General features: G+C 62.0%; 17 protein-coding genes. 3 read left to right on the forward strand and 14 right to left on the reverse strand.

Annotation, left to right across the window (positions count from 1 at the left end; translation table 11 throughout):
• The first annotated feature begins 61 nt into the window (after positions 1–61).
• Both Q9Q94_RS02425 and Q9Q94_RS02430 read left to right on the forward strand, forming a co-directional pair.
• A complete protein-coding gene (locus tag Q9Q94_RS02425; RefSeq protein ID WP_305978425.1) occupies positions 62–931 on the forward strand; it encodes a DMT family transporter in 870 nt (289 codons plus the stop codon).
• Between the two features lie 88 nt (positions 932–1,019).
• The gene (locus Q9Q94_RS02430) at positions 1,020–1,397 is read left to right on the forward strand and encodes an STAS/SEC14 domain-containing protein (protein ID WP_305978426.1); all 378 of its coding nucleotides are present in this window, start codon (positions 1,020–1,022) and stop codon (positions 1,395–1,397) included.
• 140 nt (positions 1,398–1,537) lie between these two features.
• On the opposite strand, the gene Q9Q94_RS02435 is transcribed toward Q9Q94_RS02430, so the two are convergent.
• The 7 genes from Q9Q94_RS02435 to msrA all read right to left on the reverse strand — a co-directional run bounded on the left by Q9Q94_RS02435 (position 1,538) and on the right by msrA (position 10,566).
• Positions 1,538–3,082: a response regulator gene (locus Q9Q94_RS02435; RefSeq protein WP_305978427.1), complete on the reverse strand. Its 1,545-nt coding sequence runs from the start codon at positions 3,080–3,082 to the stop codon at positions 1,538–1,540.
• Between the two features lie 25 nt (positions 3,083–3,107).
• Entirely contained in the window at positions 3,108–4,010 is a 903-nt protein-coding gene (locus tag Q9Q94_RS02440) for a response regulator (RefSeq protein ID WP_305978428.1), read from the reverse strand.
• The gene (locus tag Q9Q94_RS02445) at positions 4,007–7,843 is read right to left on the reverse strand and encodes a PAS domain S-box protein (protein ID WP_305978429.1); all 3,837 of its coding nucleotides are present in this window, start codon (positions 7,841–7,843) and stop codon (positions 4,007–4,009) included. Before Q9Q94_RS02445 ends, Q9Q94_RS02440 begins: the two co-directional genes overlap by 4 nt.
• Before the next feature lie 82 nt (positions 7,844–7,925).
• On the reverse strand, positions 7,926–8,288 hold the full coding sequence (locus tag Q9Q94_RS02450; protein ID WP_305978430.1) for a sirohydrochlorin chelatase: 363 nt from the start codon (positions 8,286–8,288) through the stop codon (positions 7,926–7,928).
• 3 nt (positions 8,289–8,291) lie between these two features.
• A complete protein-coding gene (locus tag Q9Q94_RS02455; RefSeq protein ID WP_305978431.1) occupies positions 8,292–9,071 on the reverse strand; it encodes a tRNA threonylcarbamoyladenosine dehydratase in 780 nt (259 codons plus the stop codon).
• The gene (locus Q9Q94_RS02460) at positions 9,050–9,997 is read right to left on the reverse strand and encodes an MBL fold metallo-hydrolase (protein ID WP_305978432.1); all 948 of its coding nucleotides are present in this window, start codon (positions 9,995–9,997) and stop codon (positions 9,050–9,052) included. The genes Q9Q94_RS02455 and Q9Q94_RS02460 overlap by 22 nt, the downstream gene beginning before the upstream one ends.
• Entirely contained in the window at positions 9,994–10,566 is a 573-nt protein-coding gene (gene msrA, locus Q9Q94_RS02465; RefSeq protein WP_305978433.1) for a peptide-methionine (S)-S-oxide reductase MsrA, read from the reverse strand. Before msrA ends, Q9Q94_RS02460 begins: the two co-directional genes overlap by 4 nt.
• 92 nt (positions 10,567–10,658) lie before the next feature.
• On the opposite strand from msrA, the gene Q9Q94_RS02470 reads away from it, so the two are divergent.
• Entirely contained in the window at positions 10,659–11,822 is a 1,164-nt protein-coding gene (locus Q9Q94_RS02470) for an aldose epimerase family protein (protein ID WP_305978434.1), read from the forward strand.
• Positions 11,823–12,483: 661 nt separating this feature from the next.
• On the opposite strand, the gene Q9Q94_RS02475 is transcribed toward Q9Q94_RS02470, so the two are convergent.
• The 7 genes from Q9Q94_RS02475 to Q9Q94_RS02505 are packed head-to-tail and all read right to left on the reverse strand — an operon-like array spanning position 12,484 to position 21,431.
• Positions 12,484–13,374 (reverse strand): symmetrical bis(5'-nucleosyl)-tetraphosphatase, encoded by an 891-nt coding sequence (locus Q9Q94_RS02475; protein ID WP_371929810.1) that lies wholly within the window; start codon positions 13,372–13,374, stop codon positions 12,484–12,486.
• The gene (locus Q9Q94_RS02480; protein ID WP_305979469.1) at positions 13,332–15,212 is read right to left on the reverse strand and encodes a nucleoside-diphosphate sugar epimerase/dehydratase; all 1,881 of its coding nucleotides are present in this window, start codon (positions 15,210–15,212) and stop codon (positions 13,332–13,334) included. The genes Q9Q94_RS02475 and Q9Q94_RS02480 overlap by 43 nt, the downstream gene beginning before the upstream one ends.
• Positions 15,212–16,246: a glycosyltransferase family 4 protein gene (locus Q9Q94_RS02485; RefSeq protein WP_305978435.1), complete on the reverse strand. Its 1,035-nt coding sequence runs from the start codon at positions 16,244–16,246 to the stop codon at positions 15,212–15,214. Before Q9Q94_RS02485 ends, Q9Q94_RS02480 begins: the two co-directional genes overlap by 1 nt.
• Before the next feature lie 4 nt (positions 16,247–16,250).
• Positions 16,251–17,192 carry an NAD-dependent epimerase/dehydratase family protein gene (locus Q9Q94_RS02490; protein WP_305978436.1) on the reverse strand — a complete coding sequence of 314 codons (942 nt, stop codon included), beginning with the start codon at positions 17,190–17,192 and terminating at the stop codon, positions 16,251–16,253.
• Positions 17,189–18,322 (reverse strand): glycosyltransferase family 4 protein, encoded by a 1,134-nt coding sequence (locus Q9Q94_RS02495; protein ID WP_305978437.1) that lies wholly within the window; start codon positions 18,320–18,322, stop codon positions 17,189–17,191. The genes Q9Q94_RS02490 and Q9Q94_RS02495 overlap by 4 nt, the downstream gene beginning before the upstream one ends.
• A gap of 2 nt (positions 18,323–18,324) precedes the next feature.
• The gene (gene asnB, locus Q9Q94_RS02500) at positions 18,325–20,280 is read right to left on the reverse strand and encodes an asparagine synthase (glutamine-hydrolyzing) (RefSeq protein WP_305978438.1); all 1,956 of its coding nucleotides are present in this window, start codon (positions 20,278–20,280) and stop codon (positions 18,325–18,327) included.
• 14 nt (positions 20,281–20,294) lie between these two features.
• Positions 20,295–21,431, reverse strand: coding sequence for a glycosyltransferase (locus Q9Q94_RS02505; protein ID WP_305978439.1), 1,137 nt, complete (start codon positions 21,429–21,431; stop codon positions 20,295–20,297).
• Positions 21,432–21,553: the final 122 nt, after the last annotated feature.

A 21,553-nucleotide genomic window follows, 5' to 3' on the forward strand; every position in this document is an offset into this window, starting at 1 on the left:
TGCATGCGGCGCCGGGCCTTCAGCCCGGCGCCGTTTTCATTTTGCTGCGACGGACTGTCTGATGAATGTGCTGTGGATGTTGCTGGCCTGTTTCCTGTTCGCCACCATGGGCGCCTGCGTCAAGCTGGCCGGGGGGCATTTCAACATCGGTCAGACGGTCGGGATCCGTGGCCTGGTGCCGCTCCTGCTGATCGGAGCCTGGGTGCTGTGGCAGCAGCAGACACTGCGCTCGATCCACTGGAAGAGCCACCTCTATCGCTCCACCGCCGGCACCCTTGCCATGCTGATGTATTTCTCGGCGATCTCGCGCCTGCCTCTGGCCACCGCTGTGACGCTGAACAACACTTCGGCCCTGTTTCTGGCAAGCATCCTCTCGCTGCGTCAGCCGCCGCCTCGCCTCGTGCTCGGAGCCCTGCTGCTGGGGTTCGTCGGTGTCGCGCTGGTGCTGCAACCCACCTTCTCGCAGGATCAGTGGCTGGGCGGGGTGTTCGGCTTGGGCTCGGCCATGCTGGCCTGCGTTGCTCAGCTCAATCTGCGTGAGCTTGGCCGGGCGGGCGAGCCGGAGTGGCGTACGGTATTCCTTTTCTCGGCCACCAACACGTTGCTGGCACTGCCACTGGCGCTGCTTCAGCCTTCATCGCCGGCACAGGCAGGCGGCGGCCAGTGGGCATTCCTGCTCGCCGTGGGGCTGTGCGGAGGCGTGGGACAACTGGCGCTGAGCCGGGCCTTCGGCCTTGGCAAGGCCATCGTGACAGCCAGCATCGGCTACAGCACGGTGATCTTTTCCAGCCTCTTCGGCATGCTGCTGTGGGGGGACAAACTCTCGCTGCTGTCCTGGCTCGGCATCGCCCTGATCATCGCCGCCAGTCTGATTACCACTCATCCAGCCACATGGGCACGCCACCCTGTGCAGCATGGCAGCCACGAGTGAGGGGTTCTATAGTCAGAGTGTGAAAGCCTTCCGGCTGAGCACGTCGCGAAGGGCTTTCCTCTACAAAACCTGCCCGAGGAGATGCTCCATGATCACCACCGACGTCAGCCCCGAACGGGTCGAGATGCGTGCCTACGGCACGGTGACCCTGGCCGACTGCAAGGCCTTTGAAGAGGTTTCAAACTACCGCGTGCTGTTCAACCGGCCGATCGACCTGCTTTTCGATCTGCGCAGCATGACCGGCTACTCGCTGGATGTCGCCATTGAGGAATGGCGTTACGTGCGTGCTCACCCGAGCGACTTCCGCAAGGTGGCACTGCTCACGGACGATCAGTTCGTGACTTGGGGGGCGTGGTTCTCGCAGTTTTTCACGGAAGCCGACATCCGCATCTTCGAAACCGAGCGGGCGGCACGCCACTGGCTGGACGGCGACAGCCTGCTTGAAGAGGATATCATCGTGCACTGACGGCAGGTCTGCCAAGCCGCACAGAGCGGACCTGTGCGGCATGCACGCCCGGAAAGCCGCACCAGGCAAGCCTGAGCGCGCGACACCCTTGTACAGACCCGCCAGAAGCGGCTCTCCAAGCAAGCGCTAGTGAGCTCGCCTCAACGAGGCAAATCCAGCAACAGCATCGAAATGTCGTCATGTCCGGCCAGATCGCCCAGGTGCCGATGCAGGGCCAGACGCAAGGCGTCCAGACGATTACCCGCTTCGGCAAGCAGCAAGGCACGCTGCACTCCCTCGAAACCGAAGGCCGTTCCGGCAGGCCCCTCGGCCTCGATCAAACCGTCAGAACACAGTAGCAGCTGGGCATGGTCACTCCACTCCAGCGCTTGCACCAGCACATCCTCCGCGCGCCAGGTCTGGATCCCCAGCGGCAGCTGGTCCGCCAGGAAACGCTGGGTCACTTCACCATCCGGTCCGATGCGCAGGACATCCGGCACGCCGCCCAGCCAGAGCGAACCACTGCGCACCTCCTGATCCAGCACGACCAGGGCGGCCGACACGAAACGGCCGACCGGCAGCAGTTCGGTCAAGGCGTTGTTGAGCATCAGCACCATGCGGCGCAGCGGCATTTCATCTTCCACCGCCCGATAGAAATCATTCACGATGGCCAGCCCGCTCATGGCCGCGGCCAGCCCGTGGCCCGTGGCATCGGCGAGCATTGCATAGAGCTTGCCGCGCTTCGAGCGCGCTGCCAGCACAATGTCGCCGGAGAAGCGGTGGGTCGGCATCACGCTATGCTGCACGCCGCTCTGCTCCAGCGCGTCACGGCGGATGTGGCGCTCCATGATGTCCTTGGCCAGTTCGGCCTCGGCCTCGGCCTCGTCGTGGTACTGCTGCAGGCGCGCAGCGTTGTCGGCGAGCTGACGCTCCACCCGCTTGCGCTCGCTGATGTCACGCACCACGGCAATGAACAGGCGGCGATCGGCGACCGGCAATTCACTGACACAGATTTCGCAGGGGAAGCGCCGGGCATCCAGACGTCGCCCGATGACTTCGCGCAGACTGCCAATGAAATGCTGATCCTTGCCATGCAGATGCGCACTGAAAGCATCTTCCCAGCGTCCGTCAGCCACCGCTGCATCAAGCAGCAGGCCGCGGATATCCATGCCCTGCAGCTCGCTCTCGCGACAACCGAATACGCCAGCCGCCGAGCGATTGGCGCCAACCACGCGAAACACCGAGTCAAAGGTCAGAATGCCATCCACCACGGCGTCGGACACCGCGGCTTCGCGCTGCCGCGCTTCCTCGCGGCTGACCTGGAACTCCAGCGCACGCGCCAGATTCTGCATCTTGGCGGCGAACACCTGATAGGACAAAGGCTTGTTCAGGTAATCGTCCGCCCCGGCCTCCAGCCCGCGCACCACGTCGTACTCGGCATCCATGGCCGAAACGATGACGATCGGCACCCAGCGGTCACCGCCCAAAGCACGGATCTGCCGGATGGCGTCAAAGCCATCCATCTTCGGCATCATCAGATCCATCAGCACAATATCGGGCCGCTCCGTTTTGCAGAGAGCGACCGCCTCCTCGCCATCCTCAGCCATCAGGATCTGGAACTCGAGGCGGTTCAGATAAGCACGCAACAGTGCCCGGTTGGCCTGGGTATCATCGGCCACCAGTACGCGGAAATTGCGGAAACTCACTTGCGACTCTCCATTCCAGATCGCATCACGCAACATCCTCCCCAAGCAGGAAGCTGACTTCCACGGTGTTGCCATTGCCCCTGTAGCTCAGATCGGCAAACGCCATCTGGCGTGAAACCGCAATTCCCCGGCCGTTCGGAGCAAACGCCCGGTCCGGCGAAATGGTCAGGAACTGCTGCCATTCGAAACCAGGCCCCTGATCTGCGATCACCACCTTCATCACCCTGGCATCACAGCGCACGCTGACCGACACCCGCTTGTCACGGTTTTCAGGCAGGGCCTGACGACGTTGCACTTCGTCGAGCCAGCTCTCCTCGCTTTTGAGACGCGCCTTGGTCTGAAAGTCGATTCCCAGATTCCCGTGCTCGATGCCATTCACCAGCAACTCGGCCAGCCCCATCGCTACGGTCTCGCCATCCTGTGCCGACAAAGCCAGCAAACCGGCCACCGCCTCGGCTTCGTCCAGCGTACTCAGCACGAATTGCGCTTCCCTGAGCAGCAGCACCGCCCGCGAGTGATTCGCCATGCGCTGCGAAACATCGGCCCAGCGCGCGCGATCATGCAAGGCGGCACGTACGATGGACAGCAACGCCTCGGAGCGGAAAGGTTTGGTCAGGTAGTAATGCGCGCCGGCGGCCAGGCCTTCGCTGACCTGCTCGGGATTGGCCGCAGCCGTCTGCATGATCACCGGCAGGTGTTTCATGCGCGCATCCGCCTTGATCCGCTTGAGCATGGACAAGCCATCCAGCTTGGGCATCATGCGATCCATCACCACTACATCGAAATCGTAGGGGCGTGCATCCAGCGTCTTCCAGGCCAGCTCAGGATCTTCAAAGAAGGTCAGCTGATAGCCGGTGTCCGACAGGTATTCGCCGATGATCTCAAGATTCAGCGGTTCATCATCCAGAACCAGCAGGGATGCACTCATGCATCGTTCCTCACATCAATTGATTCGGTAGCGCTGCCGGGTAATGGCTGCAGCGGCAAGCGCACCACGAATTCGGCTCCACCCTCGGGGCGGTTGCGCGCGCAGATGCGGCCGCGATGCGCCAATACGATCTCGCGACAGATTGCCAGACCCAGCCCGGTTCCGCCAGCCACTGATCGGGTCAGGCTGCTCTGGGTGAATCGGTCGAAGATCTGCTCCAGCTCTGCCGCCGGAATACCCGGCCCCTCATCGATCAGCGTGATTTCAACCATCCCGCCGGCAGGCACTTCGCCTGCCCGCCGCCCGCCGTCATCATCGATGATCCGGGTCTGCAAGCTCACCCGACTACCTGCGGGTGCAAATTTGACCGCGTTGGATAGCAGATTGCGCAGGACCTGCCCGATCCGGGGCACATCCATCCACACGGCCGGCAGACGGGCCGCATCAATGCGGCTCAGCGCCAGCTGACGCGCAACGAACAAGGCTTCAAATTCGCGTACCACGTCATCAAGCAAAGCAGGCAGATCTGCCGCCTGCAGTCGCAAACTGATACGCCCGGCTTCCAGTTTGGCCAGATCAAGCAATTCATCGAGCATGCCGAGAAGGCGCTCACCACTGTCCGCCACCCGCGTGAAGTAGTCGCACACCTTGTCTGGCGTCAGGCGCTCGGCGCGATCCACCCCGAGGCGGGCGAAACTCAGGATGGCATGCAGCGGCGTGCGCAACTCATGCGACAGCTGGGCGATGAAATCCGATTTGGCCGCACTGCCGCGCTCCGCGTTCTCCTTGGCCTGGAGCAGATCAGAAGTCTGCTCCAGCACCAGCAGACGCAGCTGGTCGCGATGTCGCAGCAGTTCATTCTCGGCCGCTTTCTGCTCGGCCAGATCCTGCACCAGCAACCAATACGCCACACCGTCTTCCGCCATTTCACCCTGCCCGACCATCACCCCGCTGACCATCACCGGAAGTTCCTGCCCCTCGGCCCCGAGCATGAACATCTCGAAAGGCTGCATCACCCCGGTGCGGCGGATTTCTTCGACCTTTGCTTCGCCCTGAACGAGAAACCGCCGCAGCACGAGGTCCTGATAGTTCATCTGCTGCAAGCACTCTTCACTGCGTCCAAGCAAGCGCTGCAGGGATGGATTAACGCGCAGGAACTGACCATCACGCCCCAGCAAGGTGATCCCCAGTGGCGCGTTGTGAACCAGCGTATCGAGACGCTCCAGCGCGTGACGCCGGGCTTGCTCGGCCTCACGCAGGGCGCTTACATCGTGGTGAACGCCGATGAGCACGCGCTTGCCATCGGCATCCCGAACGAGTTTTTCATACAGGACAATGTAACGCTCGCTTCCCAGCCGGTCCCGCAGCAGGAGCTCGCAACTGAGCACTTCACCATCGTCCCGCTCCAGCAAGGCACGATCCAGCGCTTCTATCTGTGCAGCCGCCGCCTCAGGCACGAATTCAGCCATGTGCCGACCATTGAAGGCATGCTTGGACACGCCGTGAAAATCGCTGAGGGCCGTATTGGCCAACACCCAGCACAGGCTTTCGTCCTTGACATAGGTGGCAAACGGCAAGGCGTCAAACACGGTCTGCAGAAACTCCCGGGTACGCGTCTGACGCAGCAGGCTGGAGGTCAAAGCCGCCTCTTTCTCCAGCAATTCGGTGACGTCACTGTTGGAGGTAATGATCAGGCGCGCACCATCCGGGTCCAGACATACCACCTTGCGCAGATGCACCCGATGCAGTTTGCCATCGGCATAGCGGATGGGAACCTCCCTTTCGCTCATCACGCCGGGCCCGATGGAAAACAGACGATCATCGGCCTGCACCGTTTCCTGCGCGACCTCGGGCAAATTGAAATCCCAGGTCGTCTTGCCGATCATCTGCTCGGGGGTCATGCCGTATGCACTGCCCAGCGCGCGATTGACCATCACATAAACATGACTTTCGTTCTTGACCCCCACTGGTGTCGGAATCGCATCGAACACGTCCTGCAGGAACGCCCGGTTGCGCGTCTGGCGTGCCAGCGTATCGCGCAACTCACGCTCCAGTGCGCGCGTCTCGCTCACATCCAGGGTCACCCCGATCACCACGCGCTCACCATCCGTACCGGTACAGGCGACCTTGCGGATCAGGGTCTGATGCGCATTTCCGGCGGCGTCCAGCAGCACATGCTCGCTCTCGATGACAGCATTGCCGGCAAACCCGTCAAAGATTGAATCCTCTTCCCGCTCCACCGCCTCGGCCACCTCAGGATCCGCGTGCTCGAAAGAAGTGGTACCGATGATTCTGTCGGCGCTGCAGCCATGAAAATCGGCATGCGCCCGATTGGTCATCACATAGCGATGCTGGCGGTCCTTGACGAACATCGGGTGTGGCAAAGCGTCAAACAGTTGCTGGAGGAACTGGCGCAAGCGTGTCTGGCGTGACAGGGTTTCGCGCAAATCAAGCTCGGTGCGCCGCAACCGGGTGATCTCGAAATTCGAGCCGATGATGATGTTCTTGCCGTCCACATCCGTGCAGGCCGCCTTTGTTACGGCCCAGTAACGCAACTCTCCGGTTTTGCGATCCGCAACGCAGTCTTCCTTGCTGATCACCTCGCCGGCAAAGATGCGCCGGTCTTCCTCCTCGATGGCGAGCCCGACCTCGTCACCAAACAATTCACGCGAAGACAGACCGATCATGTCCTCCACCCGCAAGCCCCACTGCTCGGCGATCGCCGCATTGGCCATCAGGTAACGGCTCTCGGCATCTTTCACGTAGATCGGATGCGGAATCGTGCGGATCAGGCGCTGAATGAAGGCTTCTACATTCATCGACAACTGCCCCATGCGCCGGGCGTAATCACGTACCTCGCTCTGATCCTCGTAGGTAGAGACCACCACATGCTGTGCGTTGCGGTCAATGCAGCGGCTTTTGGTAATCCGCAGAAAGACCCGGCGCTGCGCACGCGCGATGTCGAACCAGTCTTCCACAACATGGGGGCTGCCGGTTTCCAGAGTCAGGCGGTCCAGAGCCTCCAGGCGTTCGGCCATTTCACTGTTCACCATGTAGTGAGCACGCTTGCCGATGGCTTCGCCGGCCTGCATGTGCATGGCCTGGCAATAGGCACGATTGACCAGCACCAGCACACCTGCGGTGTTTTTTACCGACATGGGCAATGGCAAGGCATCAATGACGCCCTCCATGAAACTCTGATAATGCGCGCGCTCACGCGTCAGCTCGACCTCATCGGTCGCATCGGACAACGCACCGGTCACGAAGCTGCGGTCCGGCGTCACGCTGGCGCGCACCCGCAGCCAGCGTTTTTTGCCATCCGGCATGCTCACGGAGACCAGTTCATCAAACCGCCCGGCCTCATTCCATGCTTCACGCAAAGCGCGCAACAGGCGGCGACGCTGCTCGCGGCTCAGGCACCGCAGGAAACAGCGCAACGGCGAACCGCTGGCGTGCGTCTTGCCCATCAATCTCAGGCAGTGATCGGAACAGAACAGACTGTGGCGACGGGCATCGAACTCCCACACCCCGTCCTGTGTCGCTTCAAGCGCCCGCTCCAGACGCGCCCGGCTGTAAATCTGCCCCTCGGTCATCTCGCGCGCGCGCTGCTCGGCCCAGTGCTGACGATCAAACAGGCTCCAGGACAGGATGAAGATGACCCCCAGCCCCAGCGCAGCAAGCCCCCAGACCTGCCCCCCCAGCACCAGCAACACACCGCCAAGACTGAGCAGAGCCGCCAGCACGCTGGCCAGAACGCGGATCCCCGACGACCAGCCTCCAGCTCCGGCAAGGACTGCCTGCGCAGGACGGTCGGGCTTCGGGTTCGAGTGCATGCCGGGTTTTACAAATGAAGGGTGCAACCCGCTTATACGGCAGATATGCGCCGGAATGTACCTGCCCCCAAGGGAGGCAGGCTCAGCCCCCGCGCAGCACGCACGTCGCCATTGCCTCGATGACCTCGGGCATTTCACCCAGCGCGGCCCGCAATTCGAGTGTCAGTTCCGGATGACGTTCGCGTGCTGCCTGCAGAATCAAGGGCACATCGCGCCTCACATGCCCGCCTTGCGCAAGAAAAACCGGCACGATGTCGACCCGCGTCGCCCCAGCATGAACGCAGGCATCCACGGCCTCGGCCAGGCTCGGCCTCATGAACTCGAGGAAAGCTAGGCGCACATCCGCTTCCGGACTGCGCATCAGCACGACTTCGCGCAGACGCTGCAACGGGCGCGCCCATTCCGGATCGCGGGCGCCGTGAGCAAACAGGACGATGGAGTGCATGATTCAACCTTGCGAGAGGATGCGCAGCGCCGTCGCTGCGGCAAAAAAACCGAAGGGCGCCGTCACGCACACGCCCGAACCATAGCCGGCGCAGGACAGCCCCTGTGGCGCCTCCACCCCGTCTACCGTCTCACAGACAGCCGGCCGCTGGATCGGTTCGGTCGAATAGATCGCCGTGATGCCGAACTTGCGCTTCGGGTCTTTCGGAAACGCGTGCTCCTTGCGAAGCTGCGCACGCACCTTCGCGAGAAGCGCGTCCTGCGTGGTTCTTGAGAGGTCATCCGCGCAGATCCGCGCCGGATCCTGCTTCCCACCGGCAGCGCCCGCCATCACAAGCGGGGTGCGGGTCTTCAGACACCAGGCCGCCATGGCGACCTTCACACGGGCCTGGTCAATCGCATCAACCACCACGTCGTGCCCCGTCAGCAATTCGTCCAGATTGTCGGCCGTGACGAAATCTTCGACGACATGCACCGCACAGGCCGGATTGATCGCGAGGATGCGCGTGCGCATTGCATCGACCTTGGCCTGCCCCCACACATCGTCCAGCGCGTGAATCTGCCGGTTGGTGTTCGACTCGGCCACCATGTCCAGGTCTATCAGGGTGATCTGCCCCACGCTGCTACGCGCCAGGGCTTCGGCCGCCCAGGACCCCACCCCGCCGATGCCGACCACACAGACCTTCGCTTGCGCGAAACGCTGCGCGGCCGCCGCGCCATACAAACGCCCGACACCACCAAAGCGTCGTTCAAAATCGGGCTTCACGCCCTGTTCTTCAGCCATACCTGCAAACCCTGTGCATTCAGTTCCAGATCGGCGGCGTACAGCGCCACCACCTCATTACCCTGCAAACCCCAGCCCTGCACTGCCGCTTCACGTCGCAACAGCGCTTCCAGCGCCGCCCGGATCAGCGCCACCTGCATGTCTTCCGCCACGTTGCCGGCAGCGTTGGCTATCTCCACGAAAGCATCGATCAGACGATGCAGATCGGCCGCCAGACGCGCTACATCCGTCACCCGTGAATAGTGCGTCAGGAACATGCAGGCCGGCTCACGCGCCATCAGCTTGTCGATGCTCGCATGCATCGCGGCGGGCTCGAACTGCACGGGCGTCGTTGTCGGCAGCACGAAGGCACGCCCGCCAGCATGCACTTCACGATACGAGAGCCCGAACGCGTCACCCGTAAACCAGCCGCGCGAAGCTGTATCGAAGTAGCAGACGTGATGCCGTGCATGGCCCGGTGTATCGAGTACCTCGATCCAGCGTCCGGCCAGATCAATCATCAGCCCGTCCACCGCCTCGACCACGCGCTCCGCAGCCACCGGCACCAGTTCGCCATAGGCCTCACGCGCAAACGCCTCGCCATACACCGCTACCGTGCCGGCCCACAGCTTCGCCGGTTCGATCATGTGCCGCGCGCCACGCGGGTGCACCACCAGTTTCGCATTTGGCAGCACCTGCAACAGCGCACCGGCACCGCCGGCGTGATCCAGATGCACGTGCGTCAGCAGCAACCAGTCCACGTTTTCGGGCGCAATGCCGATTTCAGCCAGCGCTGCCAGCACGCGCGGCACCGAGTGCGTGGTGCCGCTCTCGACCAGTGCCGCACGGCCGTCCTGGACGATCAGATGCAGCGCATCCATGCGCGGGCGCAGGTAGCCGCTGTCAATGGCCCAGATGCCGGCACCGATATGTTCAATCTCGTTCATGCGTCCTGCTTCAGCAAAGAAACGAATTTCGTCCGGAATTTCGCCAATTTCGGCGCCACCACATAGGCGCAATAGCCCTGCCCCGGATGCTGGCGGTAGTAGTCCTGATGGTAGTCCTCGGCAGGGTGGAACAGCGTCGCCGGGCTCAGTTCAGTGACCACCGGCACGGCAAATGCCCCCGCCAGCCCGGTCAGCGCCTGCGCGGCCTCGTTGCGCTGTGCTTCGTCCAGCCAGAAGATCGCTGATCGGTATTGCGTACCCACATCGTTGCCCTGGCGATTGAGCTGGGTCGGATCGTGGATCACGAAAAACACCTCCAGCAGATCGCGGAAACTGATCTGTACCGGATCGAACACGATGCGCACGACTTCCGCGTGTCCGCTCGTGCCGGAGCACACCGCTTCGTAGTCCGGCGCAGGCAAATGCCCGCCCATGTATCCGCAAGTCACCTCGCGAACTCCGCGCAATTCCCGATAAACGGCATCGAGGCACCAGAAACAGCCGCCAGACAGCACGGCTACAGGCAATCCGGAATGAGCCGCTACGCCATCGGTCAGTTTGTCAGACATATTCGGGAAAACCCATGATGTTGTCAGATTTCAGATTCGTACAATGCGCTGGCAGTTTCACCATCCAGACAACCCGTCATCAGGAGGAAACCATGCGATCCATTGCTGTTGCAGTCGCCTTGGCCGTCAGTGCCATGGCCGTACCGAACGTTCAGGCCGCCAGCGTCAAGTATGCCCCGACCGTGGTCGAACTCAAGCGCGAGAATTTCCAGAAAGTGGTCGACGGCAAGCCGGTTGATCTCTACACCCTGCGCAACCGGAACGGTGTGACCATCAAGGTCACCAACTACGGCGCAAAGGTCGAGCAGATCCTGGTGCCGGATCGCAAGGGCGTTTTCGCCGATATTGCACTGGGTTTTGACAGCATTGATTCGGTAATGGCCGGCCAGCCCTCGATGGGCGCGTTCATCGGCCGCTACGCAAATCGTATCGGCAACGCGAAATTCACGCTGGAAGGCAAGGAATACCAGCTCGCCGCCAACAATGGCATCAACAGCCTGCACGGTGGCGCGAAAGGCTCGCGCTTCCAGGTCTTCAACGCCCGCCAGCTGTCGCCGAGCGCCGTCGAGCTGAGCTACGTGTTCAAGGATGGTGAAGAGAACTATCCGGGCACCCTGCCCGTGACGGTGGTGTATTCGCTCAACGACAAGAACGAGTTCAGCATCGACTGGGTCGCCTCGGCGCAGGACAAGGCCACGGTGGCGAATTTCACCGGTCATACCTTCTTCAATCTCGCCGGCGATCCGACCACGCTGAATACCGACTACGTGATGACGGTCAATGCGGACCGTTACCTGCCGGTCGACAAGAACCTCACCCCGACCGGCGAAGCAGCCGAAGTGGCTGGCACGCCAATGGACTTCCGCAAACCCAAGGCTTTCGGCAAGGATATCGGGGCCGATTTCGAACAACTCAAGCTCGGCAACGGCTACGACCATCACTACGTGCTCAATGCGCCTGCCACTGCCGGCGCACTGAATTTTGCCGCCAGCGCGGTGGACCCCAAGTCCGGCCGCAGCCTTGAGGTGTGGACCACCGAGCCGGGCGTTCAGCTCTTCTCCGGCAACAATCTGGCCGCCAAGGCGCCACTGGATGCAGGCAAGGGCGGCCGGCTGTTTGCCTTCCGTGGCGCATTCTGCCTGGAGCCTTCCCATTTCCCTGATGCGCCCAACAAGGCGCACTTCCCGACGACAACCCTCAAGCCCGGCGAGTTCTATACCGGCAGGATCGTCTACAAGTTCGGGGTCAAGAAGTAGGGTACGCGCCCCCGGGCGTGTGCTGCTGCGGGTGTTGCGGCTCTTGCGGAGGCTGCTGCGCTGTAGTCACTTATCTGCTCCTCCCCTTCGGGCCGTCACCTTCTCCGGTGACGGCCTTTTTTCTGTGCTCGAAGTGCGCCAAAAGGACAACCGTTCATCAGGTTGTCTTACAAAGCGGCAACCCCCTATTGTCAGCAGGGGGTAAGTTCGTACAATGCACCAATGCACTTTGTAGTGCACCCAAAGCAAAGTACAGACAGGCGCTTGCCCTGCAAACCCTGTCCGTCTTGCTGTCGTAACGGTTTTTGCAGAGACCGCTACGAGGTCTGTCTCCAAATCTGCCCTCCGTTGCGGCCGTCACTCCCCCGAGTGACGGCTTTTTTTGTTTACGGCAGCCCCTCTGAAGACCCGCATGCAGCGGACTTCTTCAGCCCCCCGCCCTGCACAGGCTTGCCCGGCAAGGCGGACGGGCATGCCTTGCCCAAGAGGCACGCCAGATGCGACTCTCCGGGGCATGGTCAAAAACTTGAAGAATTTCCGGGCAGATCACCCGCAGCAGACGAAGCCGTGTTCAGGCTTCACGGCGTGATCGTGAGTCACCTCCGCCGCGGCGCAGAAAGGAGTTCATGCAAACGCCCGCGAGATGACGTGGCCCACCGCCTCAGTCGCCGGCGAAGTGTCCTTGCGCCGCTGGCGCCCCTTGAACACTGAAAACCGCACGATCTTCCAGGCGCCAGGCTGTCAGACTGCCGCCCCAGACGCATCCGGAGTCCAGTGCCACCACGTCTCCCATCTCCCGAAAGCCCAGCGCGGACCAATGGCCGTGGAACACGGCATGGGTCCGCCAGCGCGCATCCGGAAAGTCGTACCAGGGGATGAGTTCAGGCGTGTCCTCGGGGCGGCCTTTGGGTTTGAGGTCGATACTCCCGTCCGGACGCAGGAAGCGCAGGCGGCACAGCGCATTGACGATGATGCGCAGGCGATCCGCGCCCGCCAGATCGTCACGCCAGAGCACAGGCTTGCCGCCCCACAGACCACGCAGAAAAGCTTGCCAGTGTTCGCCACGCAACTCGGCTTCCACTTCTGCAGCCAGGGCCTGCGCTTGCTGGATTGTCCATTGCGGAAGCAGGCCGGCATGCACCATGGCAAAACCGTCTTCGACGTGAAACAGGGGGCGCCGGCGCAGCCACTCGACCAGTTCGTCACGATCAGGCGCAGAAATCAGGTCTTGCAAGGTATCGCCCGGGCTTGGCTCGACCGCTCCGGCAAGCACGGCCAGGAAGAAGAAATCGTGATTCCCCAGCACGCAGGTCGCACGTTCGCCCAACGCCATCAGATCCCGCAATACGGCGACATTGCCCGGGCCACGATTGATCATGTCACCGGCGATCCAGAGGCGATCCCGGGCCGGGTCAAAGGCTGTTTTTTCGAGCAGGGCCACGAACTCGGCATGGCAGCCCTGAATATCGCCAATCACGTAGCGGTAGCGCGTTGCCAGCACGGCGCCTGTTATCCCTTGCGCAGCACGCCGTTGCGGTTTTCTGCGCGACACGGATGTTCCAGCGGCATGGGCTGGTACTCGGGCACCCAGCGGCGCAGCTCTGAACGCACCTGTTCGTCGCTCGGACTGGGCGTCGTATGCAGCCAGACATCAAGCTCCTGCACGAGGTCCGTCACGACCGGACGAGAGCGCGCAATGCGCAGCTTGGGGTGGTGGGTGGGACGGGTCTGCTCGGCGTCTGCGAGCAACTCTTCGTAGAGTTTCTCGCCAGGGCGCAGACCCGTGAATTCGATGCGGATCTCCTCCTCGGTAAATCCCGAGAGCCGGATCATGTTGCGCGCAAGATCAACGATCTTGACCGACTCGCCCATGTCCAGCACGAAAATTTCCCCTCCCTCGCCCATCGCGCCCGCTTGCAGAACAAGCAGCGCGGCTTCGGGAATGGACATGAAGTAACGCGTGATTTCCGGATGTGTCACCGTTACCGGCCCACCGCAGGCTATCTGCTCTTGAAATTTCGGAATGACGCTGCCATTGCTGCCAAGCACATTGCCAAAGCGCACGGTTTCAAACAGGGTCCCCGGCTCAGCGGCAGTCAGAGCCTGACACAGCATTTCGGCCAGACGCTTGCTTGCTCCCATCACGTTGGTGGGGTTGACGGCCTTGTCGGTGGAGATCAGTACGAAACGACTGGCGTGATGCTTTTGCGCGCAACGTGCAACATTCAGGGTGCCGAGCACATTGTTGCGCACCGCCTGCCAGGCATTGCCCACCTCCATCAAGGGCACATGTTTGTAGGCTGCCGCGTGAAACACGACACGCGGCGAGTAGGCGGCAAATATCTCGTCGAGACGGCCCCGGTCCTTCACATCGGCAGCAAGCGGAACAACCTCCATCTCGGGGTAGTGGCTCGAAAACCATTGCTCGATGGTGTACAGCGCGTATTCACTCTGTTCAACCAGAACCAGACGTGAAGGCAGAAAGTGCGCCAACTGGCGGCAGAGCTCGGAACCGATCGACCCCCCGGCCCCGGTAATCAGCACCGTATGCCCGGAAAGCAGGGCAGCGACCTCGGCACAATCGATCGAAACAGCTTCCCGCCCAAGCAGATCCTCGATCTCGACCCGGCGAATGCTGTTGACCGAGACCTTGCCGGACATGATGTCTTCCAACGCCGGCACGGTCATCAACTGCAGGCTGGCCTGGGCGCAAAGATCAGCGACCTTGCGACGCAGGCCGACCGATGCCGAAGGAATCGCCAGAATGACATGTCTGGCTTTCAGATCCCCTGCCACGTCAGGCAAGGAATCGATGGCACCAATCACGCGATGACAGCCCAGTTCGCGCCCCCATTTGTTAACGTTGTCGTCAAGAATGCCCACGACACGCCAGTCCGGGCTGCGCTCCATGTCCCGCACCAGCATGGAAGCTGCCCGCCCCGCCCCGATCAGGATCACAGGCTTGCCCTGGCCGACCAGAGCACCAAACATGCGATGCTCTTTCCACATCCGGTAGGCCACCCGCCCGCCCGCCATCATGACCGTGAGCAGCAGCGGGAAAAGCACGACAAAAGAGCGGGGCACCGACGGCTGCGGGTTGAAGAGCAGCGCATAGGCAACCATGGCGGCCAGCGCTCCCGCCACGGCTTTGAGCACCCGTTTCAGGTCCGGCAGGCTGGCAAAAATCCACAGCCCCCGATACAAACCGGCCAGCCAGCAAGCCAGTGCGTGTACAGGCACGATGACCAACAGCCCTGTCGCAATGGTGTGGGCATAGTCGTCCGGCCAGGCAAAATTGAAGCGCAACCAGAATGCCCCCGTCCAGGCCAGAGCGACAGCCGCAAGATCAAACACGAATACCAGCAGGGATTTACGACTGATTCTGTGCATCACGAAATATCCGGTTTTCTGTATTCAACTGGAGCTTCCGGCACCCCGGCACCGCAATGCCAGGCCAGACCAGAAAGTACGGCCACACTCACCAATGCTGCAGGAATGGCCCAGACAGGCCAAGCCTGAGCGGACAAAGCCAGGGGCCACAAGGCAAACAGATTGATGATCAGCACGGATAATGTCACAGGCCGATGCGCACCCGCACGCCGGGAGGCCCACTGGTAGGCATGCGTACGATGTGCATCGGTCACCCGCAGGCGACGCGCCATTCTGCGTAGTAGTGTAAGCGTGGCATCGACAAAGAACACAGCAATCAAGATCAGCCAGGGCCAGATCGTGGTAGCCCCGGAGACTGTTGCATGCAAGGCATGCACGGCCAATGCAAAACCAAGGAAGCCACTCCCGGCATCCCCCATGAAAATACGGGCAGGTGGCCAGTTCAACATCAAGAAACCGGTACTGGCTGCAGCCAGTAGCCACAGTGGCATCGCATCAGCGCCCGTCAGCCACAACAGGGCTCCACCGGCCCCGGCCACGAAAACCGCTTCAGAGCCCGCCAAGCCGTCGATGCCGTCCATGAAATTGTAGAAATTGATGGCCCAGGCAAGCAGCAGCGTGGCGCTGACATGCCCCAACCAACCCCATTCCAGTACCGCAAAACCCAGATCAAGATGCTCCCAGCCACCCAGCATCCACACAGAAAAAGCAGCCGCCAGCAGGTGAAAACCGAAACGCCAGCGCGCCGACAACGAAAAAAGATCGTCCAGAAAACCGACCACGGCAATCAGGCCTCCACCCGCTAACAGGCTCCAGAACAAACCTGAGGGCATTCCGTGCACGAACTGCCAGATCAGCAGCACGCTCAGATACGTCAGCACGATGGCCAAGCCGCCGCCGCGCGGTGTCGGCACCGTATGCGAACTACGGGCATTGGGCGTATCAATGATGTTCTTCGCCAGCGCGTAGCGACGGAGCAGGAAAGTTCCGATGACGCTCAACAAGAGCGACAGCGAACACAAGGCGATCTGCATGTGCTCAATCTTCCGGAGGATTCAGATAGCGTGAAACGGTGCGCCGCAGCCCCTCGTCGAGATCGATAGCCGGGCGCCAGCCCAGCATTGTACGTGCCTTCTCGGCACTGACCTCCAGCTCGCCCGTCAGACGGCTCACCGCAGCCCCGACAACAGGCAGATGCTCGCCACACGTCATCAGCCAGCGCGGGACCGGCAGCAAGCGCGCGCGCGCGCCCATCGCCTGCCCAATCCGTTTCACCAGATCAGATGTCGTCAGGGTGGCATCTTCGGCCAGAAAAACCTGGCGGCTGGCGGCCGGGTGTTCGCAGCACAGCAGGATCAGGTCCACCAGGTTCCACACATTCACGTAACTGCGCCGTGCACGCATCCGCCCCAGCGGCAGGGGGACACCACGTTTGACAAGGCCCATCAGACGCTCGAAATTACCGCCCACGCCCGCGCCATATACCAGAGGCGGTCGAATGATCGTCCACTCCATATCCAAGGCCTCGGCATGCTCGCGCACCTCTTTCTCAGCCAGCCATTTCGAGCGGCCATACAGATCACAAGGGGCTGGTTCATCGTTTTCCGTCAATGCCCCACCCACCGTGCGCTCCCCGTTCACCTTGATGCTGCTGATGAAGATAAAGCGCTTCACGCCGGCTTCGGCGGCCTGCTGCACAAGTCGTCGTGTAGCATCCACATTGATCTGCTGATAGGCTCGTACGGCCTCCTTGGGGTTTTCACGCATCTGATGCACACGTGCGGCCAGGTGGACAACAGCCTCGACACCTACAAACGCAGCAGACCAATCCTGTGTAGAGGCCAGATCACCCACAAAACAAGCGTCCTCCGACTGATCCGCCCGCCGGAACACTCGCCTCACGGCATGACCCGCAGCCTCAGCTCGTTCGCAAAACACTCTGCCAACAAAACCGCTCGCACCTGTAACGAGAATCTTCATCCTGGCAACAACTCCGTGTAGACGTCCAGCGTCTGCTGCACGGACAAGGCTAGCGCAAACTCTTGTTCAGCACGCTCGCGGCTGACCCGGCCCATGCGCTGACGCAGCTCCGCATCGCTCACCAACCGGGCGAACGCATCAGCCAATGCTGCCGGATCCCGCACCGGCACCAGCAAACCGTTGCCCTCATGCTGCACCACCTCGCGGCAGCCCGGTGCGTCTGTCGTCACGATGGCTCGCCCTGACGCCGCCGCTTCAAGTAATGACTTCGGGATGCCTTCACCATAAAACGAAGGCAGGCACGCTATGTGACAACCGGCATACAAGGCAGCCACATCTTCACGCCGTCCCAGCCAGCGCACGACACCTTCTGCGTGCCAAGCCCGCAATTGCTGCAGAGGAATGGCCGCCGGATTTGCCACATCGGGCTCACCGACCAGCACGCACTCTGCGACAACCCCACGCTCGTGCAGCAAACGTGCAGCCGCGACAAAATCACCCACTCCCTTGTCCCACAACATGCGTGCCACCAGCAGGATACGCGGCACACCGGAGGGCTCCGGCTGTACGGCAAATTCGGCCAGATCGACCCCTGCCCCTCGAACCAGGCGTATCCGTTCAGCCGGCACGATACCGGCCTCGGTCATCTCAGCCACGTTATCCTGATTCTGCAGGATCAGAAGCTCCCGCCGGTCGCCCAGCAGCAACCGGAACACCGTTTTGACCAGAGGCCTCAACAGGCGTGCTTTGGACGAGTCAGAACTGAACAATATCCCCAATCCGGCCATGGCATTCACGATCGCACGCATCCCGGCAAGCTTCGCCACCAGACTGCCGTACAGCACCGGCTTGAGGGAGACGTGGTGCACGATGTCAGGCCGCTCTGTCCGGTAAACCCGCCACAAGCGCCACAGCACGCCCAGCTCGGCCAGCGGATTGGCACTGCGTCGACTCATCTCGAACGGAATCAAACGCAAGCCTGCTGCAGTGATGCGTTCGCCATGCTCGCGCACTCGCGTCACCACCACCACGTCATAACCCGCCGCACGCGCGGCCACACCCAAGGGCAGGCGATGCGAGCAGAAGTACCAGTCTTCCGTCACGAAAAACAGCAGCTTGCGAGACCCCACGCTCAGCTCACCCCTTCGTGAGCCAGCCATTGCTGGAACATCAACACATCCCACAGCGGATACTGCCAGTTGCGCCGGCCCGAGAGATGTTCGGTCCAGCGCCGGCGAATTTCTTCTGGCCGCAGATAACCTTCACGGCGCAGGCGCGACTCGTCCAGCAGGTCTTCCGCCCAATCGCGCAAGGGGCCGCGCAACCAGTCGCCAATCGGCACGCCAAAACCCATTTTCGGGCGCTCGATCAGCTCGCGCGGCACATGGCGATACAGCACCTGGCGCAACGCCCATTTGCTGTCATGGCCGCGGATCTTCATGTTCATCGGCAGGCGCCAGGCGAACTCCACCACGCGATGGTCCAGCATCGGCACGCGGGTTTCGAGCGACACCCCCATCGCCGCGCGATCGACCTTTACCAGGATGTCATCCGGCAGATAGCCCGCCAGATCGAGCGCCATCATCTGTTCAACGAAGCCTGCTTCGCCAACGATCATGCTGCCATCGGTCATGCGCACCGGCGGCTCATGAGCCCCGATCACCAGCGCCGCCGGATCATGCCAGTGCGAAATCAGCATCTGGTACAGGGTCAGCGGCGAATCCGCCGCCAGCACGCGCGCGCCCTTGTGCAGCTTGTCGCCGATATTGCCGTGGCGCATCGCACGCGGCATGACGGGCGTGAGCGGGCCAAGCAGTCGATTCCAGACGCGCGGCGAAAGGCCGTGAATCGCCCCGCCCAGCGCCTTGCGCGCAAAGCCCGGCAGGCGTGAGAGCTTGCCCCACATGCGCAGCGCCAGTAGATAGCGCGTATAGCCACAGAACAATTCATCGCCCGCATCGCCGGAGAGCGAAACGGTCACGTGCTGGCGTGCGAGTTTTGAAACCAGATAGGTCGGAATCTGCGAAGCGTCCGAAAACGGCTCGTCATACAGTTCCGGCAAGTGCGGAATCACATCCATCGCCTGCTGCGGCGTCACGTACAGCTCGGTGTGCTCGGTCCCCAGATGACGGGCGACGGCCTTGGCGTGCTCGGCCTCGTTGTATTCCTTTTCGTTGAAGCCGATGGTGAAGGTTTTCACCGGGCGGGCAGACTGTGTCTGCATCAGCGCCACGACCAGCGAGGAATCCACCCCGCCAGACAAGAAAGCCCCCAGCGGCACATCGGCCACCATCTGCTGCGCGACGGCATCCTTGAGCAGACGCTCCAGTTCGTCGACCGCTGTTTCGTGCGCGCGGTGATCCAGCCCGGCCAGCCCGCCAGCCACCGCCTCACGCGGATCCCAGTAAGACTCTTCGCCCAGAACCCGTTCGCCTGTCTTCAGGCTCAGCAGGCAACCTGGGCGTAATTTGCTGATCCCGGCGTAAATCGAATGCGGTGCGGGGATGTAGTTGTAACGCAGCAACAGCGTGATCGCATCGCGATTGATCTCACCCACGCACGCCGGATGCGCCTTGAGCGCCTTCAGCTCCGAGCCAAACAGCAAGCAGTCCCCCTGCCAGCCGTAATACAGCGGCTTCTCGCCGATACGGTCCCGCGCCAGCACCAGTTCGCGTGTTTCGCGATCCCACAGGGCCAAGGCAAACATGCCGGTGGCCCGTTGCAGGGTTGCTTTCACCCCCCAGTGTGCGCAGCCGGCCAGCAGGGTCTCGGTATCCGAATGCCCGCGCCAGGCCGGCGCAGCGCCTGCCGCCTCCAGCTCGGCACGCAATGCCATATGGTTATAAATCTCGCCATTGAAGGCAATCACGTAACGTGCGCAAGCTGAAACCATCGGCTGGTGCCCGGCGGGCGAAAGATCCAGAATCGAAAGCCGCCGATGCCCCAGCGCAATCCCCTGCTCTTCGTCCCACCAATACCCGGCATCATCCGGCCCGCGATGCACGATGCGATCGTTCATCGCGCGCAGCACCGCCTCCGCCACCAGGCCGGAACGCCCCACCGTCAGATAGCCCGCAAATCCACACATCGCCCGCTCCATCCTTACGCCTGCCGCAAATGCGCCAGGTGCTCAAAAATTTCTTCGTACAAGCTCGCCACATGCCGGATCTCGAATCCATCCAGCATGCGCTGGCGCGCACGCAAGGCCATACGGACACGCTCCGCCGCCGGCAAAGTCAGCATGGCCTGCATCGCCCCGGCAAACGCCGCCACATCGCCCGGCACCACCACCCGGCCGCAGTCGCCAACGATTGACTCGGAATCGCCCACGTCGGTCGCCACACAAGGCACGCCGCAGGCCAATGCCTCGCCCAGCACATTCGGAAACGCCTCGCCGAAAATGGAGGACAGACAAGCCAGATCCAGTGCTGCCGTGATCCGGGGCACATCCTGCCGCAAGCCCAGGCAATGCACACGCCCCTCCAGCCCATACGCGCGGATCAGCGCAGCAAGCTCGGCATTATCAGGCCCAGCATCCAAGCCAGCGAGCAGAAAATGCTGCGCCGGACATTGCTGCAAGACCTGCGCCGCCGCTGCGAGAAAACCTGCATGATTTTTCTGCGGTGAATAGCGCGCAATCATGCCCGCCAGCGGCACGTCCGCCGCAAGCCCCAATTCAGTACGCAGGGACAGGCGCGCCTCCAGGTCCGGCTTGAAGGCATCGAGATCAAAACCATTCTGGATCAGACAAAACTTGTCCGACGCATAGTGCTCTGCCACGTGAATATCACGCGCCCGCACCGAACAGCTGATGATCGCATCCGGCACGAAACGCGAAAGCCTGCCGCACAACTTGACCACCGCGCGCGTGGCCCGACTGGTCAGGCGTTCATCCACCGCCGAGTTGCGAATCCCCCAGGCCACGGGAATGCCAGCCAAGCGAGCCGCCAGGCCGCCAATCAGGTCGGCGTGGTACATCCAGGTCGACACCACATCCGCGTTCAGCGCGCGCAAGCGCCGCGCCAGTCGCCAGATCGCAAGGGGATTGGGCCGACCCGGATGCATGTTCAGCGTTTCCACCCTGATGCCTGCCGCCTGAAACCTCGGCAAAAGATCGCCACCCGCCTTGAGCGTGATCACCGTCGCGTTTTTCAGATGCGGGCCGTTCAACAACAGCTTGAGCAGCATGTTTTCGGCGCCGCCAGCAACCAGGCCGGTAATGACAAATACGACTTTCATGAGTGAAGGAACACGGGCGAGGGGTAAATCCTGCTCATCCAGCCACCCGAAGAGACGCACCGGACAACCCTGTGCAGGCATGCATCGCGAAGAACCTCACCGGACAAGGATCTTCGGACAGG

Origin of the sequence: Uliginosibacterium sp. 31-16 (genome assembly GCF_030730865.1) — a bacterium.
GTDB lineage: Bacteria > Pseudomonadota > Gammaproteobacteria > Burkholderiales > Rhodocyclaceae > Uliginosibacterium.